A 16,570-nucleotide genomic window follows, 5' to 3' on the forward strand; every position below is an offset into this window, starting at 1 on the left:
ATCAGGATTGTGGGCCACGGCCGACCACGGTCGTGGCCTTGCCGCGTGTACGCGGGGAAGGGAAGGGCGAGCGCGATGCCGTCGAACAAGAGCAAGAAGGGCCCGACCAAGGGCAGCGGTGGCAAGGGCCGGCGTTCCCTCGAGGGCAAGAAGGGCACCCTGCCCGCCGAGGAGCGGCACTGGTACGCGGACAAGCAGCGCAGCCGTGCGGCCAAGCGGCCGCAGCAGGGCGGTACCGCGCCGGGCGGTGAGGGCGCCGCGCGTCCGCGCTCCGGCGGGCGGCGCGACGGGAGCGGGCCGGAGCTGCTGGTCGGCCGCAACCCGGTCGTGGAGGCGCTGCGCGCAGAGGTCCCGGCGACCAGGCTGTTCCTGGCCAACAGCCTCGACAGCGACGAGCGGATCAACGAGGCCGCCAAGCTCGCCGGAGCCGCCGGGGTCGACATCAACGAGGTGAACCGCTCCGAACTGGACCGCCGCTGCGAGAGCAACGGCCAGCCGGGCGCCGCCCACCAGGGCATCGCGCTGCAGGTGCGGCCCTACCGCTACTGGGCGGCCGAGGACCTGCTCGACGCGGCCACCCAGGCCGAGACCCCCGCGCTGGTCGTCGCGCTGGACGGCGTCACCGACCCGCACAACCTGGGCGCCATCGCCCGTTCGGCCTCGGCGTTCGGCGCGCACGGCCTGCTCATCCCGGAGCGCCGGGCCGCGAGCGTGACCATGACGGCGTGGAAGACATCGGCGGGCACGCTCGCCCGGCTGCCGGTCGCGCAGGCCGTCAACCTGACCCGGACACTGGAGTCCTACAAGAAGGCCGGCCTGTTCACGGTGGGCCTCGACGCGGGCGGCGACACCCGCCTGGACCACCTGGAGCTGGCGACGGGGCCGCTGGTCGTCGTGATCGGCTCGGAGGGCAAGGGCCTGTCACGCCTGGTCCGCGAGACCTGCGACGTGGTCGCGAGCATCCCGATCAGCGGCGCGGAGTCGCTGAACGCGTCGGTGGCCGCCGGGGTGTCGCTCTACGAGGTGGCCCGGCGCCGCTCGTCAGCGGACTAGCCGCGAGCCGGTACCATTCGACTGGGTGTCCACGACACCGGCCGGCGTAGCTCAATCGGCAGAGCAATCGCCTTGTAAGCGATAGGTTAGGGGTTCAAGTCCCCTCGCCGGCTCTCACAGTCCTCCACCTGCGCAAACGCAGGATCGGTAGCCCGAACCGGCCGACCGCGCCGCTCATGCGGCGATCGCCTGCGGCCTCTTTCCGCGGCGGCGTCACCGCACCAGCGCACCACGGCCGCTCCCAGGGAGGACCGCAGCGACGCCCACCACGCTCCTTCGGGACGCTCGAACGTCTTCACCATGTAGATGAGCACCGGCCCGTCATCCGCCCCGCCCCGGCTTCCCGCCATACCGAAAACACCGCGCCTGCTGCCCGCGGCCTCCCCGTGCGTACGTTCGGTGGTGGTCGGTGGGCGAGCGATCCGTGTTTCGGTCCATCCCTTTGACGGCATTGGGACGGTGGCGTACGGGGGAACGGGTGACGGATTCCCTCTTGCGGGTATCCGGCCATGGGGAGAGCCGTGAGGAGGGGCGCGTGCGGGACGGGGATTGGGTTGCGGACACCGGGACGGAGATCCGCGGTGTCCTGAAGGTGATGGTCGACGCCGGATGGCTGCCCGGCGGGGTCGCCGTCGTCGGGACCGGCAGCATGTGGGAGTTCGTCGCCGTCGGGGAGATCGGCACCGGGCTCGACGGCGCGCCGGCGGCCCCCGATGTGTACTACGACGTCGCCAGCCTGACCAAGGTCATGGCCACCTGGCCGCTCGTGGGACAGGCGGTCGCCGAGGGCCTGCTCGATCTCGACGCCCCGATGTCCGAATACGTCGGCGGCGGCCCCTATGCCGGCGGCGCGGTGACGACGCGCCAGATCCTCACCCACACCTCGCGGCTGAATCCGGTGACCTGGCTGGAGCGCTACGTCGGGACCGAGCAGGACCTGATCGAGGCGATCCTGCTGGAGCCGCTGGAGGAGGAGGGGCACCGCTACATCGACCGGGGCTTCATCCTGCTCGGGCTGCTGCTGGAGCGGCTGCTCGGCGAGCCGCTGGACCGGTTGGCGGCGCGGGTGTGGCGCCCGGCCGGGATGTCGGCGACCGCCTACGGCCCGCTGCCGCGCACCCCGAGCGTCGCCCCGACCGAGCAGCGCATCCCCGGTACCGCGCCCACCTGGGGCGTGGTGCACGACGAGGCGGCCGCGCTGATGGGCGGCGTGGCCGGGCACGCCGGCGTGTTCAGCACGGCGACGGACCTGGGCGCGTTCGCCCGCCGCCTGCTGCTCGTCCACTCCGGCGAGGACGGGCCGAGCGCCTTCGCCCGGTTCGTCCGGCGGAGCTGGCGGCCGCAGGTGCCCGTCGGCGAGCACTACGCGCGCGGACTGGCCTGGCTGGTCACCGAGGAAGGATTGGTCTACCACAACGGCTACACCGGGACGAGTCTGTACATGCACCCCGAGACCGGCCGCTACGTCGGGCTGCTCACCAACGCCGTCCACCACGGCCGCCGCCGCACGGGCCTGTTCGACCTGCGGGCCGCGGTCCGCGCCGCGTTCTAGCGCCGGCGCCTGCCGCCGAGTCGGCGGCGCCCGCCGCCGCGGGCCCTGCGCCGTCCCCGCCGCGGGGCGGCCGGTCCGCGGTCCTCCTCGCGTTCGGGCAGGCCGTAGGGGTTGACCATGCTCCTGCGCAGCAGCACGATCCCCACGGCGCCCAGGACCAGGACGAGCGCAGCGGCACCGGCCCACAGCGTCCAGGCGGGGACGGGCAGGCCGTCGTCGCCGTTCTGCGCCAGTTCCGGGTTGAACGGGGGCACGTCCTCAGCGGTCCGCCCGGCGGCGGCCAGCGCCTCGGGCGCGCTGATCACCCCGGCGCCGTAGCCGCCCCCCGTCTGCGCCCCCGCCGGCGGCTGCGCGCCCGCGAGCAGGGCCTCGACCACCTGGTCCGGGCGCAACTGCGGATGGGCGGAGCGGATGAGCGCGGCGACACCGGTCACGAACGCCGCCGCCGCGCTGGTTCCGGTCGCGTTGAGGTACCGCCCGCCGGGGCCGGTCGTGGCGATCTCCTCGCCCGGGGCGGTCAGCGCGATGTGGTCCTGCAGGCTGGAGAACTCCGAGACCCGCAGGTCGGCGTCGACCGAGCCGACCGCCAGCACGCCGTCGTAGGCCGCGGGGTAGGCGGGTTCGCCCGCGGCGCCGCCGTTGCCGCCCGAGGCGATCACGACGACCCCGCTGCGCTCGGCGTAGTCGATGGCCTCCTGCTCGGCCTCGCTGCCTTCGTAGTCGCCGCTCGCGTCGCCGATGGACATGCTGATGACCTGCGCGCCCTGGTCGACCGCGTGGCGCACGCCCTTGGCCAGCGCCTCGGAGCGCGCGGCCCGCGCTTCGGGGTCGTCGCGGCCGGGGTCGTCCTCCTCCAGCGCGACCCTGATCGACAGGATGCCGGCCTCGGGCGCGACCCCCATGACGCCGCCGGAGTGCTCCTTGCCGTGCCCGTTGGCCGCGATGATGCCGGCCATCATCGTGCCGTGCTCGCCGTAGTGCTCGTCGCCGGGTTCGAGGTCCTGCCCGGTGTAGTCGGGGCCCAGGGTGACGGTGTCGGCCAGGTCGGGATGGGTGTCGTCGACCCCGGTGTCCAGCAGCGCGACCGTGACGCCGGAGCCCCGGCTCTCCTCCCACGCCTCGGCGGCCTCGACGGCCTCCAGCCCCCACTGGTCGTAGCGCAGGTTCCCCGCCTCGGTGTCCGCCGCGGCGGGCGCGGCGGCGGTGAGCTGCCCCCCGATGATCGCAGCACACGTTCCCAGCGCGACGAACGTGCCGGTCCTCTTCGTGCGCATGGCGATGACCCTCCGATGATTGCCGTTCCACGCTGCGAGCGGCCGCGTACGGGCTGCTCAGGCGCTGGTCATTCTGCCACGGTGCGCGACCCGCGGAGGCGGGGCGCACGGCTGGATCGGTGATGGGGGAGGACGGAGCTGTTTCCAGGCCCTGCTTGGCCTTTGCGGGCCTGGCGGGGCTGTTGTCAGCGCGCAGCGTCCGGCGCGCGGAAGGTCGTGGGATTGCCGCCGCTCAAGGCCCCGGCCACCGGTGGCGGGCGACCGGCAGAACCCGTGCGGCGCGACCTTCCGCGCCGCCGGCGCGCTGACGGCGGCCTTCCCAGGTCATGCGGTGGTGGACGGGGGCTGTGGTCACAGTCTCCCGTTCCCGTCAGCGATCTAGCCTTCGCGGATCTCCAGGTCCACCGGATCGCCGACCGCGGTGCCGAGCCGCTCGGCCGCGTTCCCGCCGTTCTCCGCGACCGCCAGGTGACCGGCGGAGTCGGCGATGAGCACCAGTTCGCCGGGGGCGACGTCGCCGAACGTGGCCCCGACGGCGATGACGCGGTCGCCGCGGTCCCGGAGCCGCACGGCGACGCGCCGCGGCCCCTCCGGCGCGCCGCCCATCCGCTCCAGGGCCCCGCCCCCCAGCGAGAGCTGGACGTTGCCGAACCGGTCGATCGCGCGCACCTCGCCGTGCGCGGCCCCCGGCCCGACGGCACTGCGCGGCTCGGGCAGCGACCGCAGGGTGTCGGCCGCGACCTCCTCGCCGACCTCCTCCAGCGGCAGGCCCGCGGCGATGCGGGCGCCCACGGGCGCGTAGACGTCGCGGCCGTGGAACGTCCGAGACACGGGATGCCGCCACAACCGCGGTTCGGTCAGCTCGCGGACGCCCCCGACGCCACCGAGCGCCGCGGCGGCCCAGGTCATCAGCCCGTTGTCCGGACCGACCAGCACGTGCCCGCCCGCGGCGATCGCGACGCTGCGCCGCTCGGTGCCCACGCCGGGGTCGACGACGCACACGTGGACGGCCGGCGGGAGCTCGGGGACGGTCTCGGCCAGGACGGTCGCCCCGCGCCGGACGTCGCCCGGCGGCACCTCGTGGGTGATGTCGATGATCCGCACGGCGGGGGCGTGGCGCAGCATCTGACCGTGGCAGATCGCCACGAACCCGTCGCTTCGCCCGTAGTCGGTGAGGAAGGACAGGCAACTGTAGCCCGCAAGGTCAGTCATGAAACATCTTCTCCTCAATTGGCAGGAGGAGTCGCTACGATAAGTCGCGCCGATCCGGACGAGGAGCACCCAATGCCAAATGCCGGGCCATTTGATCAAGAACCACCCGATCCAGCGGCGGACGGCTCGATGCCGGCCGAGCCCGCCGAAGAGACCGACCTGAGCGAACGCGACCAGCGTATCCTCGCCTTCGAGCGCCAGTGGTGGAAGTTCGAGGGCTCCAAGGAACAGGCCATCCGGGACGAGTTCGGTTTCTCCCCGACCCGCTACTACCAACTGCTCAACGGTCTGGTCGACCGGCCGGAGGCACTGGCCTTCGACCCGATGACCGTCAAGCGGCTCCGCCGGCTGCGCGCCAACCGCCGCCGCCAGCGCACCGCCCGTATGCTGGGCATCCAACTGTAGGACCCGCCTTCGCGGAGCGCCATGCGCCCGCGCCCCGCCACGGCGTCCACGGCCCGCACCGTCTTTTCGAGCGAGAAGCCGCCCATGCCCCTGCCCAGTCCCGCAACCCCCGACGGCACCGCCGCGCTCGACCGGATCCGCAGCGACCCCGGCGGCGCGGTCCTCGCCTTCGACTTCGACGGCACGCTCGCGCCGATCGTGCCCGATCCCAGGGACGCCAGGGCCCACCCCGGCGTCGTCCCCGCCCTGGCGCGGCTGGCCCCGCTGGTGCGGGCGGTCGTCATCGTCACCGGGCGCCCGGCGGCGGTCGCGGTGGAGTACGGCGGCCTCACCGGGGTCGACGGCATCGTGGTGCTCGGCCAGTACGGCAGGGAGCGCTGGGAGGCCGACCGGCTCACCGTGCCCGAACCGCCGCCCGGCGTCGCGCTGGTGCGCGCCGAGCTCCCCGACCTGCTCCGCCGCGCGGGAGCGCCCGAGGGCACCTGGATCGAGGACAAGGAACACGCCCTGGCGGTGCACACCCGCCGCGCGCCCGACCCCGGCGCGGCGCTGGAGCTGCTGAGCGTCCCGCTGGCCGAGCTGGCCGAGCGCGCGGACCTGGCGGTCGAGCCGGGCCGCATGGTCATCGAACTGCGCCCGCGGGGAATGGACAAGGGCACGGCGCTGACCGAATTCGTCACCGCCCTGGAGGCCGCCTCGCTGCTCTACGCGGGCGACGACCTGGGCGACCTCGCGGCGTTCGACGCCGTGGAGCGGCTGCGGGGCGAGGGCGTCGCGGGTCTGACCGTGTGCAGCGGCTCCGACGAGGTCGCGGCGCTGGCCGAACGCGCCGACCTGGTCGTGGCCGGTCCGGCCGGGGTCGTGGAACTGCTGGACGGGCTCTCCGGCGCGCTCGGCGCCTGACCGATGCCCGACGATCGGGTTCGCACAGGACGGCGGTCCTCTCGGCGATCTTGACCTTGAGTTTCGACCTCGACCCCAGGGGGTTGTGAAGGCCCGCCCCAGGAGGGACGGCGTGCGGGTGGGCGATTCTCTCGCGTGGCCGAAGGCCCTTGATAGGGATCGCCCGGTCACCGCGGATTCCTCCTTCGGCCGAGGTCAAAGACCCCCAGAGGCCAAGGTCGAAGCCCGGGTTGACCTTGTGGGACCTGAAAACGTCGCAGTAACCCCGACAAGGTCGAGATCGCCGGTGGAAGGCCCGGGGTGCCCCGCGTTCCGCGAACCGGCGCCGGGAGCGCGGCCCGCGACCGCCCCGCCGATTACGCCGCTCGCTTAACCCGTCCACAGGCGCCGCCGGCCGATGGCGGCGTCGGGGGGAGGCGCCGTAAGGTTGGCCCATCCGACCCTCGGCAGCGGAGGCACCCATGACCGAACGCGTCCTGCACGCCGTCCCCGACATCGGGGCCGAGGACGAGCCGCTGATGCGCGACCTCATCGGAACCGTTCTGCGCCGCGCCCGCCTGGAGCAGGGCCGCACGCTGCGCGAGGTGGCCGAGACCGCCCAGGTCTCGCTGCCCTACCTCTCCGAGATCGAGCGGGGCCGCAAGGAACCCTCGTCCGAAGTGCTCGCCGCCGTGTACCGGGCGCTGGGGCTGCAGCTCGTCGACCTGGTGGGCGACCTCCACACCGAGCTCGCCCCGCCCGTGGCCGCCCCCCGGCGGCCGGCGCCGGGCGCACCCGGCCCGCAGGCCATGCTGCTGGCGGTCTGAGCCCGCCCGGCGCCCCCGTTCACCCCGCGTCCCCGCGGCCCGGCCTCACGCGGCGCGGGCGGCGGGATCGCGGCTGGTGATCAGCTCGTCGACCAGCCCGTACTCCTTCGCCTGCCGCGCGGTGAAGATCTTGTCCCTGTCGGTGTCCTCGCGCAGCCGCTCGACGCTCTGCCCGGTGTGCAGGGACAGGATCTCCTCGATCTCCGCGCGGATCCGCAGCACCTCGGCGGCCTGGATCTCCAGGTCGGCGGCCTCGCCCTGGCCCTCCGTGGACGGCTGGTGCAGCAGCACCCTGGAGTGCCGCAGCGCCATCCGCTTGCCCGGCGTCCCCGCGGCGAGAAGCACGGCCGCGCCCGAGGCCGCCTGCCCCATGCAGAAGGTCGCGACGTCGGCGCGCACGAACTGCATGGTGTCGTAGATCGCGGTCAGCGCGGTGCTGGAGCCGCCGGGCGAGTTGATGTAGAGCTGGATGTCGCTGACACTGCTCTCGTAGTCCAGGTGCAGCAGTTGCGCCATGACCACGTTGGCGACGTCGTCGTCGATCGGCGTGCCCAGGAAGATGATCCGCTCCGACAGCAGCCGGCTGAACACGTCGGAGGAGCGCTCCCCGTTGGAGGTGCGTTCGACGACCACCGGCACCGTGTACCGCCCGCTCACGCCCGCGCCTCCTTGCCCGCCGCGGCGGCCCGCGGCGCGCCGAACCCGAACCGGCGGGCGGCGTCCCCGCCCAGGTCGGCGGCGCTGTGCACGACGCGGTCGACGAATCCGTACTCCTTGGCCTGCTCGGCGGTGAACCAGCGGTCGCGGCGCTGGTCCTCGGCGACGGTCTCCAGGCGCTGCCCGGTGTGCTCGGCGATGAGCCGCTGCATGGTCTCCTTGGTGTAGGCGAGGTTCTCGGCCTGGATGGAGATGTCGGCTGCGGTGCCGCCCAGCCCGCCGGAGGGCTGGTGCATCATGATGCGCGCGTTCGGCAGGCTGTAGCGCTTGCCCGCCGTCCCCGAGCACAGCAGGAACTGCCCCATGCTGGCGGCGAAGCCCATGGCCAGCGTGGCGACGTCGTTGGGGATGAAGCGCATCGTGTCGTAGATGGCCATCCCCGCGTGCACGGCGCCGCCCGGGCTGTTGACGCACAGGGTGATGTCGCGCTTGGGGTCCTCTTCGGCGAGCAGCATCAGTTGGGCGCAGACGCGGTTGGCGATGGCGTCGTCCACCTGCGCGCCGAGCACCACCACCCGGCCGTGCAGCAGCCGGGAGGCGATCTGGTCGTCGAACGGCGCGGTGCCGACCTCCGCCGCCGCCGTGAGCCCTGGAATGGTCGAGAGCACGTTTCCTCCTCGTCCCGGCCGCATGAGCAGCGGGCGCTCACCCGCTCGGGCCGGTCCATCCCAGCGTGCGGCCCGCGCCGCGGCGGAATCGAGCGTTTCTGCCGTGCGGAGATCTGCTGCGGGCAGAGGAGGGGCCGGCTGCGGCTACCCCAGCGCGCGCAACTGGTCGGTGAACCAGCGTTGCGGGGGGAGGGCGACGGAGGCCTCCACGAGGCGCTCGCAGCGGGCGCGGCGCTCGTCATCGGGCATCGACAGCGCGGTGTGCAGCGCCTCGGCGGTCTCGGAGACGTCGTAGGGGTTGACCATCACGGCGGCGCCGCCCATGTCGTCGGCCGCCCCCGCCTCGGTGGACAGCACCACGGCGCAGCCGTCGTGGGAGAGCACCGGGCCCTCCTTGGCCACGAGGTTCATGCCGTCGCGGATCGGGTTGACCACCAGCACGTCGGCCAGTTGGTAGGAGGCCAGCGAGCGCGGGTAGTCGTCGTTGACCTCCAGGATCAGCGGGGTCCACTCGGGCGTCGCGAACTCCTCGTTGATCTCCTCGGCGATCCGCCGCACCGACTCGGTGTAGGCGCGGTACTCCGGCACGTCGCCGCGGCTGGGGTAGGCGAACGCGAGGTGGGTCACCCTGCCGCGCCATTCGGGCCGGGTGCGCAGCAGCTCGCGGTAGGCGGCCAGGCCCCGGACGATGTTCTTGGACAGCTCGGTGCGGTCGACCCGCAGGACGAGCCTGCGCCCGCCCACCAGTTCGCGCAGCGTCGCTCGGCGCTCGGCGACGTCCTCCTGCTCGGCACGCTCGCGCAGCCCCTCGGCGTCGGCGCCCAGCCCGTGCACGCCGGTCCTGACGATCCGGCCGCCGTGGTCGACGGTGCGGTGGTCCCAGTTGACGTCGGCGCGCAGGAAGGTCTCGCAGCACTTGAGGAACGCGTCGGCCCACCGTCGGCTGAGGAAGCCGACGTGGTCGGCGCCGAGCATGCCCTCCAGCAGCTCGCGGCCGATGTCGGCGGGCAGCATCCCGAAGTACTCCGGCGGCGCCCACGGGGTGTGCGAGAAGTGCGCGATCCGCAGGTCGGGCCGGCGGCCGCGCATCATCCGCGGCACGAGCGCCAGGTGGTAGTCCTGGACGGCGGCCTTCGCCCCCTCGGCCGCGCCGGTGACCAGCGCCTCGGCGAAGGAGGCGTTGTAGGCCCGGTAGTCCTCCCACTCGGCGCGGAAGGCCGCGTCGAACAGGGGCTTGTTGGGGGTGTCGTAGAGCATGTGGTGGACGAACCACAGGGTGGAGTTGGCCACGGATGTGTAGGCGTTGGCGAAGGTCTGCTCCGGGATGTCGAGCATGCGCACCCGCGCGCCGCCCAGGTCGAAGCCGGCCCGGTCCAGCCGGCCGTCGGGGGCCGAGGAGGCGGCCTTGCGGTCGGCGTCGGACAGCGCCGCGCACACCCACAGGGTGTCGATCTCGGCGGCCACCGAGCTCAGCCCGGAGACCAGTCCGCCGCCGCCGCGGCGGAAGCTCAGGGAGCCGTCGTCATCGACCGAGAAGGACACCGGGCCCCGGTTGGAAGCGACGAGGATCTGCGCCTTGTCCACCTGTTCGCCCACCTCTCCAACGAAATGCCGGAACCCCATACTTAACTACACGAGCCCTTCGCCGAGACAGCGGGGTCACTCTGCTGCGACTCGGTAGGTCTCACCCCTGAGGCCCCCGCGCAAACCCTTTCCGGCGGATCGCCGCGCCCCGCCGGGATGGCCGGCGCCGAACGGGCGGGGCGATGTCAGATGGCTCACCCCGGATGGAAAACCGGACAGGGCGTCGGTTAAAGTGACCAACGGATCCCTTCCGGGACCGCCCACAACTTCATACAGCTCATCCAGAGGGGTGGAGGGAACGGCCCTGCGAAGCCCCGGCAACCATCTCGGTGAACGTTTCTCGTCAGGTGCGAGGCGGCCGGGACAGGTGCCAACTCCGCCCCGTGGTCAGAGCGGCCACGGGAAAGATGAGGGGAGACGCCTCGCATGGCGATCACCGCCACGGAACCCGCACCCACCGCCGCCCACGCCTTCGGCCCCGCCGTCGCGCTGTCCTGCCGCGAGTGCGGTGAGCGCTACGAGCTGACCCCCCGCTTCGCGTGCGAGTTCTGTTTCGGCCCGCTCGAAGTGGCCTACGAGTTCGGATCGGTCAGCCGTGAGGAGATCGAGCGCGGCCCGAAGAACATCTGGCGCTACGCCGGCCTGCTGCCGGTCCCCGGCGACGTCCAGAACCTGCCCAACATGAACCCGGGCCTGACCCCGCTGGTCCGGGCCGACCGGCTCGCCGCGGAGCTGGGCCTGCGGTCGCTGAGCGTCAAGGACGACTCCGCCAACCCCACGCACTCCTTCAAGGACCGCGTCGTCGCCATGGCGGTGGAGGCCGCGCGCACGTTCGGCTTCCACACGCTGTCCTGCTCCTCCACGGGCAACCTCGCCGGCGCCGTGGGCGCGGCCGCGGCCCGCGCCGGCTTCAAGTCCTGCGTGTTCATCCCGGCCGGCCTGGAGGAGGGCAAGGTCGTGATGGCCGCCGTCTACGGCGGGCAGGTCGTGGCCATCGACGGCAACTACGACGACGTCAACCGCTTCTGCTCCGAGCTCATCGGCGACCCGGCCGGCGAGGACTGGGGCTTCGTCAACGTCAACCTGCGCCCCTACTACGGCGAGGGCTCCAAGACCCTGGCCTACGAGATCGCCGAGCAGCTCGGCTGGCGGGTGCCCGACCAGATCATCATCCCGATCGCGTCCGGCTCCCAGCTCACCAAGATCGACAAGGGCTTCCGCGAGCTGATCGAGCTGGGCCTGGTCGAGGACCGGCCGTACAGGATCTTCGGCGCCCAGGCCACGGGCTGCTCCCCGGTCGCCAAGGCGTGGGAGAGCGGCCACGACGTCATCCAGCCGGTCAAGCCCGACACCATCGCCAAGTCGCTGGCGATCGGCAACCCGGCCGACGGCCCCTACGTGCTCGACATCTGCAAGCGCACCGGCGGCGCGGTGGCGCACGTGAGCGACGCCGAGGTGGTCGACTCCATCAAGCTCCTGGCGCGCACCGAGGGCGTCTTCGCCGAGACCGCGGGCGGCGTCACGACCGGCGTGCTGCGCAAGCTGCTCGCCGAGGGCGCGCTCGACCCCGAGGCCGAGACCGTGGTGCTCAACACCGGCGACGGGCTCAAGACGCTCAACGCCGTGGACTCCGGGGTCACCGCGACGATCCGGCCGTCCCTGGACGCGTTCCAGGACGCCGGACTCGCCTGACCCCCGCCGTCCCCGGTCCGATCCCCGGCCCGCACCGGTCCGCACCGCGCCGGTCCGCACCGCCACCACCACGAGCCCCACGAGAAGGAGTACCCGCAGCCATGAGCGTCAGCGTTCGCGTCCCGACCATCCTGCGCACCTACACCAAGGACGCGGCCGAGGTCACGGCCGAGGGCGGCACCCTCAAGGAGGTCCTGGCCGACCTGGAGGCCAATCACCCGGGCATTCAGGCCCGGATCCTCGACGACGGCGGGAAGATCCGCCGCTTCGTCAACGTCTACGTGGGGGACGAGGACGTCCGCTTCGCCGACGGACTCGACACCGCGGTCCCGGTCGGCAGCCAGGTCTCGATCATCCCCGCGGTCGCCGGCGGCTGCTGACCCCGCCGTCCCCGACCCCGGTCCTGCGAGAACGGCCGGAGCGCATCGGCGCTCCGGCCGTTGCTGTTGCGCCCCCCGGGCCGCCCGCCTCGGGCCCCGCCCGCACGTGAATCTTTTCGCGGCTCTGACCTGGGGGTAACCCCATGGCGAAATCGCGGTCAAGGCGTTTGCACTCCCCAAGGGAGAGTGCTAAAAAAGGGACCGTTAGCACTCTGAGACAAGGAGTGCTAACCCAGGATCGAGGCGATGAGGCCATGGTCTCCGGCAGACGGGTTGCCGGGCAGGACCCTGGTCGTCCGTCGCGGGCGTCGGCTCGTTCCTTCGCGTATCAGCCCGGTCTCGGGAGGACAAGAAGTCTATGGCAGCCAAACTGATCGCGTTTGACGAGGAAGCCCGGCGCGGCCTCGAGCGCGGCATGAACCAGCTCGCTGACGCCGTCAAGGTGACGCTCGGCCCCAAGGGCCGCAACGTCGTCCTTGAGAAGAAGTGGGGCGCCCCGACCATCACCAACGATGGTGTCTCCATCGCCAAGGAGATCGAGCTCGAGGACCCGTGGGAGAAGATCGGCGCCGAGCTCGTCAAGGAGGTCGCGAAGAAGACCGACGACGTCGCCGGTGACGGCACCACCACCGCCACCGTCCTGGCCCAGGCCATGGTGCGCGAGGGCCTGCGCAACGTCGCCGCCGGCGCCAACCCGGTCGGCCTGAAGCGCGGCATCGAGTCGGCCGTCGGCCGCATCAGCGAGGAGCTGGCGAACCTCTCCAAGGACGTCGAGACCAAGGAGCAGATCGCCTCCACCGCCTCGATCTCCGCCAACGACCCCCAGATCGGCGAGGTCATCGCCGAGGCGATGGACAAGGTCGGCAAGGAAGGCGTCATCACGGTCGAGGAGGGCCAGACCTTCGGGCTGGAGCTCGAGCTCGCCGAGGGCATGCGCTTCGACAAGGGCTACATCTCGCCCTACTTCGCCACCGACCTGGAGCGGATGGAGACGGTCCTGGAGGACCCCTACATCCTCATCGTCAACTCCAAGATCTCCAACAACAACGAGTTCCTGCCGGTCGTGGAGAAGGTCCTCCAGGCCGGTCGGCCGCTCATGGTCATCGCCGAGGACCTTGAGGGCGGGGCGCTGCAGACCCTGGTCGTCAACAAGATCCGCGGCACCTTCAAGTCCGTCGCCGTCAAGGCCCCGGGCTTCGGTGACCGCCGCAAGGCCCAGCTCGGCGACATCGCCGTGCTGACCGGCGGCCAGGTCATCACCGAGGAGGTCGGCCTCAAGCTGGAGAACACCGAGCTGGACCTGCTCGGCCGCGCCCGCAAGGTCGTCGTCACCAAGGACGAGACCACCATCGTCGACGGTGCCGGTGACGCCACCCAGATCGCCGGCCGGGTCAACGAGATCCGTTCCGAGATCGAGCGCACCGACTCCGACTACGACCGCGAGAAGCTGCAGGAGCGCCTGGCCCGCCTGGCCGGCGGCGTCGCGGTCATCAAGGCCGGTGCCGCCACCGAGGTGGAGCTCAAGGAGCGCAAGCACCGCATCGAGGACGCCGTCCGCAACGCCAAGGCCGCGGTCGAGGAGGGCATGCTCCCCGGTGGTGGTGTGGCGCTGCTGCAGGCCGCGGTTCCGGCGTTCGAGAAGCTGGAGCTCGAGGGCGATGAGCAGATCGGTGCCGACATCGTGCGCCGCGCCGTCGAGGAGCCGCTGAAGCAGATCGCGATCAACGCCGGCCTCGAGGGCGGCGTCGTCGCGGAGAAGGTGAAGAACCTGGAGCCCGGCGTCGGCCTGAACGCCGCCACCGGTGAGTACACCGACCTGTTCAAGGACGGCGTCATCGACCCGACCAAGGTCACCCGCTCCGCGCTGCAGAACGCGGCCTCCATCGCCGGTCTGTTCCTGACCACCGAGGCCGTCATCGCCGAGAAGCCGGAGAAGGCCGCTCCGGCCGGCGGCGGCGACCCCACGGGCGGCATGGGCGGCATGGACTTCTAAGTCCCCGCGCGTCTCGGACGCCTGGCAAAGGGCGGCTCCCCACGGGGGGCCGCCCTTTCGCGTGCGCGGGGTTTTACGTCGGCGCCGGCCTTGAAGTCGTGCATCCCGAAACCATCGGAACCCCGGCGGAACCGCCGCGGTCGGCGGTGCGTCGGAGTTCTTTGTGGATGATCTGTTCAATACCGCGCCGATCCTGGTCAAGCAGCCGAAACGGTACTTCGTGGACCGGTCGGAGTACTTCTGCTACAACCGCCAGGGCCAGCAGATCGCGCACATCGACGAGGTCGGCCTCAACGCCGGGATGCAGGCGCTGCGCCTCCTCGCCGACAGCGCCGAGAACTTCGGCCGCAAGCTCATGGTCAACGACGCCTCCCACCGGCCCCGCCTGATGATCGAGAAGGAGTGGTCGCTGTGGACCGCCTCGACGGTCATCTCGGTGCCCAACGGTCCGCCGATCGGCTACATCGACCAGGACTTCAAGCTCTTCAAGGCCGGCTTCCGGCTGCTGGACCCCTACAAGCAGCACATCGGCACGATCAAGGGCGACTTCTGGGGCTTCGACTTCCAGATCCTCGACGCCCGGGAGCACGAGGTCGCCAAGGTCAACCGGCATGTGGCCGACCTGGGTGAATACTTCACCGACGCCGACACCTACGTGCTGTGGCAGCGCTACCCGAACCTGCCCGAGCCGCTGAAGACCCTGGTCGTGGCCTCCGGGATCACGGTGGACCTGGTGCTGGCCGAGGGCAGGAAGTAGTCCCGGGCCGGCAGGGGCCCGGGGCCGTTCCTCGCGGGGTCAGCCGACCCCGTCCATCGCGGCGCGGTCCTCCTCGCCGAACTGCTCCTCCAGCGCCTCGGGGCCGGCGTCCACGTCGATCCGATCGACCGGGACCCCGCGTGCGGTCTCGATCGCGCCGAGGCGGCGCAGCGCGCGGTCGCTCGCGTACTTCAGCAGTTCGCCGGGCGGCAATTGGTACCGCTCTTCCTCCTCCTCCATGGGCTCGTCGTTGCGTTCCACGGTCGCGAGCAGGTGCGGCAGCAGTTCCTGGAGCCGGTCGTTGACGACCTCCCAGTTGCCGTCGTCGGCCGCGACGTGCCGTCGGCAGGTGAAGGTGCCCCAGGCCATGTGCCGGCGCTCGTCGTCGCCGATGTGCTTGATGATCCTGCGCATGCCGGGGAAGATGCCGCGCGCCGTGCACAGGTGGTTCCACGCGTAGTAGCCGGTGAGCGCGAGGGATCCCTCGATGACGTGGTTGTAGGTCACCGAGGCGCGGACCTGGTTGCGCGGACTGGGGTCGTCGGTGAGGGCGTTGAGCGCGGCGGGCAGCTCCTCGTAGAAGAGGACCCGGTAGCCGGGGTTGTCGCGCACGTAGGCGTGCAGGTCGTCGGTGACGCCGAGGGCGTCCAGCCACATCCGGAAGACCTGGACGTGCTTGGCCTCCTCGAACGCGAACTGGGTCAGGTACATCTCGTCGCCGATGCGGCCCTCGGCCGCCATGGCGCGGATGAACGGCTGGATGTCCTCGGTGACGGCCTCTTCGCCCGCTGTGAACTGGGCGCACAGTCGCAGAATGCGCTTCTGGGCCTCGGGGCCGAGCCGCTCCCAGTCCTCGGCGTCGCGGCTCATGTCGATGTCGGCCGGGTCCCAGAACCGCGCGTTGCCCTTGGTGAAAAGCCGCAGGGGGAAGGACTCCCAGTTCAGACCGCCCGCGCGCAGGGAGTGGAAACCCTGGCGGTGGACGGGGGCGGCGTCGGAGTCGGGGCGGGGTGGAAGGGCCATGGAATCATCCTCCGCATCGTCCGGGTCCCAACATGATTTGACATGATGGGCACTGGTGTAAACGGTGGATCGGAACTTTTCCCGGCCGCCCGCCCGCCGCGGACCGGACGCCCGGCGCGCGGATCCGCCATCCGGCCGCTCGAAACGGTACCGTCGGTGGGTGTCGTCCGCACGAGACCACCCCGGGCCCCGCGTCTTCTCCGCTGCCACGACGCCCGCCCTGATGCTGTTCGTGGACGCCTCGGCGATGCTCTCGTACGTGCTGTTCGTATTCGGAGACTCTGGAGACAACGTGTTCTGTGGGGACCCCCTCGCCCCCGGCTACGCGGCGTGCGTAGACCAGACGGCGCTGTTCGCGATCGCGTCGCTGATCCCGGCGATGCTCGCCCTCATCCTCATGGTCGCCGCCTACGTGACGCCCGGCCTGCGCGAACGCCCCGCGCTGCGGGCCCAGACCCTCGGATACTCCCTGGTGGCCTGGGTGATCGCAGGGTTCACCTTCGTCATGGGCGGCCTGCCCTCGGTCTGATCGGGCTCTGACCGCCGCGTTCACGGGGGCGGGGCGGGACTTTCAGGGCCGGGGTCCGCTGTGCCGCCGGCGGCTTGCGCGC

General features: G+C 71.8%; 16 protein-coding genes, 1 tRNA gene and 1 riboswitch. Of the genes, 11 read left to right on the top strand and 6 right to left on the bottom strand.

Features of this window, described 5'->3' with window-relative positions; translation table 11 throughout:
- The first annotated feature begins 75 nt into the window (after positions 1-75).
- From rlmB to HDA32_RS01355, 3 genes are all read left to right on the top strand, one after another.
- Positions 76-1,053: a 23S rRNA (guanosine(2251)-2'-O)-methyltransferase RlmB gene (gene rlmB, locus HDA32_RS01345; protein ID WP_179641433.1), complete on the top strand. Its 978-nt coding sequence runs from the start codon at positions 76-78 to the stop codon at positions 1,051-1,053.
- Positions 1,054-1,093: 40 nt separating this feature from the next.
- Positions 1,094-1,166, top strand: a tRNA-Thr gene (locus tag HDA32_RS01350).
- Between the two features lie 422 nt (positions 1,167-1,588).
- Positions 1,589-2,605, top strand: coding sequence for a serine hydrolase domain-containing protein (locus tag HDA32_RS01355; RefSeq protein WP_179641434.1), 1,017 nt, complete (start codon positions 1,589-1,591; stop codon positions 2,603-2,605).
- On the opposite strand, the gene HDA32_RS01360 is transcribed toward HDA32_RS01355, so the two are convergent.
- Both HDA32_RS01360 and HDA32_RS01365 read right to left on the bottom strand, forming a co-directional pair.
- Positions 2,602-3,879: a S8 family serine peptidase gene (locus HDA32_RS01360; protein WP_179641435.1), complete on the bottom strand. Its 1,278-nt coding sequence runs from the start codon at positions 3,877-3,879 to the stop codon at positions 2,602-2,604. The two genes, HDA32_RS01355 and HDA32_RS01360, sit on opposite strands and share 4 nt — an antisense overlap.
- A gap of 378 nt (positions 3,880-4,257) precedes the next feature.
- On the bottom strand, positions 4,258-5,091 hold the full coding sequence (locus HDA32_RS01365; protein WP_179641436.1) for an SAM hydrolase/SAM-dependent halogenase family protein: 834 nt from the start codon (positions 5,089-5,091) through the stop codon (positions 4,258-4,260).
- A gap of 72 nt (positions 5,092-5,163) precedes the next feature.
- On the opposite strand from HDA32_RS01365, the gene HDA32_RS01370 reads away from it, so the two are divergent.
- The 3 genes from HDA32_RS01370 (at position 5,164) to HDA32_RS01380 (ending at position 7,205) form a co-directional block, all read left to right on the top strand.
- Positions 5,164-5,496 carry a DUF3263 domain-containing protein gene (locus HDA32_RS01370; RefSeq protein WP_376766924.1) on the top strand — a complete coding sequence of 111 codons (333 nt, stop codon included), beginning with the start codon at positions 5,164-5,166 and terminating at the stop codon, positions 5,494-5,496.
- 84 nt (positions 5,497-5,580) lie between these two features.
- Positions 5,581-6,399: a trehalose-phosphatase gene (gene otsB, locus HDA32_RS01375; protein ID WP_179641438.1), complete on the top strand. Its 819-nt coding sequence runs from the start codon at positions 5,581-5,583 to the stop codon at positions 6,397-6,399.
- 461 nt (positions 6,400-6,860) lie between these two features.
- The gene (locus HDA32_RS01380; RefSeq protein WP_179641439.1) at positions 6,861-7,205 is read left to right on the top strand and encodes a helix-turn-helix domain-containing protein; all 345 of its coding nucleotides are present in this window, start codon (positions 6,861-6,863) and stop codon (positions 7,203-7,205) included.
- Between the two features lie 45 nt (positions 7,206-7,250).
- On the opposite strand, the gene HDA32_RS01385 is transcribed toward HDA32_RS01380, so the two are convergent.
- The 3 genes from HDA32_RS01385 to HDA32_RS01395 form a co-directional block, all read right to left on the bottom strand.
- Complete coding sequence (locus tag HDA32_RS01385) at positions 7,251-7,862, bottom strand: ClpP family protease (RefSeq protein ID WP_179641440.1); 612 nt, start codon at positions 7,860-7,862, stop codon at positions 7,251-7,253.
- The gene (locus tag HDA32_RS01390) at positions 7,859-8,530 is read right to left on the bottom strand and encodes a ClpP family protease (protein ID WP_312862995.1); all 672 of its coding nucleotides are present in this window, start codon (positions 8,528-8,530) and stop codon (positions 7,859-7,861) included. The genes HDA32_RS01385 and HDA32_RS01390 overlap by 4 nt, the downstream gene beginning before the upstream one ends.
- A gap of 144 nt (positions 8,531-8,674) precedes the next feature.
- Entirely contained in the window at positions 8,675-10,114 is a 1,440-nt protein-coding gene (locus tag HDA32_RS01395) for an alpha,alpha-trehalose-phosphate synthase (UDP-forming) (protein WP_179646389.1), read from the bottom strand.
- A gap of 274 nt (positions 10,115-10,388) precedes the next feature.
- Positions 10,389-10,528: riboswitch (SAM riboswitch) on the top strand.
- A 12-nt stretch (positions 10,529-10,540) separates the two neighbouring features.
- Here HDA32_RS01395 and thrC point away from each other — a divergent pair.
- From thrC to HDA32_RS01415, 4 genes are all read left to right on the top strand, one after another.
- Positions 10,541-11,806, top strand: a complete 1,266-nt coding sequence (thrC, locus tag HDA32_RS01400) for a threonine synthase (RefSeq protein WP_179641442.1) — start codon at positions 10,541-10,543, stop codon at positions 11,804-11,806.
- A gap of 101 nt (positions 11,807-11,907) precedes the next feature.
- Positions 11,908-12,186, top strand: a complete 279-nt coding sequence (locus HDA32_RS01405) for a MoaD/ThiS family protein (protein ID WP_179641443.1) — start codon at positions 11,908-11,910, stop codon at positions 12,184-12,186.
- A 358-nt stretch (positions 12,187-12,544) separates the two neighbouring features.
- Positions 12,545-14,179, top strand: a complete 1,635-nt coding sequence (groL, locus tag HDA32_RS01410) for a chaperonin GroEL (protein WP_179641444.1) — start codon at positions 12,545-12,547, stop codon at positions 14,177-14,179.
- Positions 14,180-14,342: 163 nt separating this feature from the next.
- Entirely contained in the window at positions 14,343-14,936 is a 594-nt protein-coding gene (locus tag HDA32_RS01415) for a phospholipid scramblase-related protein (protein ID WP_179641445.1), read from the top strand.
- Between the two features lie 39 nt (positions 14,937-14,975).
- On the opposite strand, the gene HDA32_RS01420 is transcribed toward HDA32_RS01415, so the two are convergent.
- Positions 14,976-15,959 carry a R2-like ligand-binding oxidase gene (locus tag HDA32_RS01420; RefSeq protein ID WP_179641446.1) on the bottom strand — a complete coding sequence of 328 codons (984 nt, stop codon included), beginning with the start codon at positions 15,957-15,959 and terminating at the stop codon, positions 14,976-14,978.
- 292 nt (positions 15,960-16,251) lie between these two features.
- Between HDA32_RS01420 and HDA32_RS01425 the strand changes: the two genes are divergently transcribed.
- The gene (locus HDA32_RS01425) at positions 16,252-16,488 is read left to right on the top strand and encodes a hypothetical protein (protein ID WP_179646390.1); all 237 of its coding nucleotides are present in this window, start codon (positions 16,252-16,254) and stop codon (positions 16,486-16,488) included.
- Positions 16,489-16,570 lie beyond the last annotated feature (82 nt).

Origin of the sequence: Spinactinospora alkalitolerans, assembly GCF_013408795.1 — a bacterium.
Taxonomy (GTDB): Bacteria; Actinomycetota; Actinomycetes; order Streptosporangiales; family Streptosporangiaceae; genus Spinactinospora; species Spinactinospora alkalitolerans.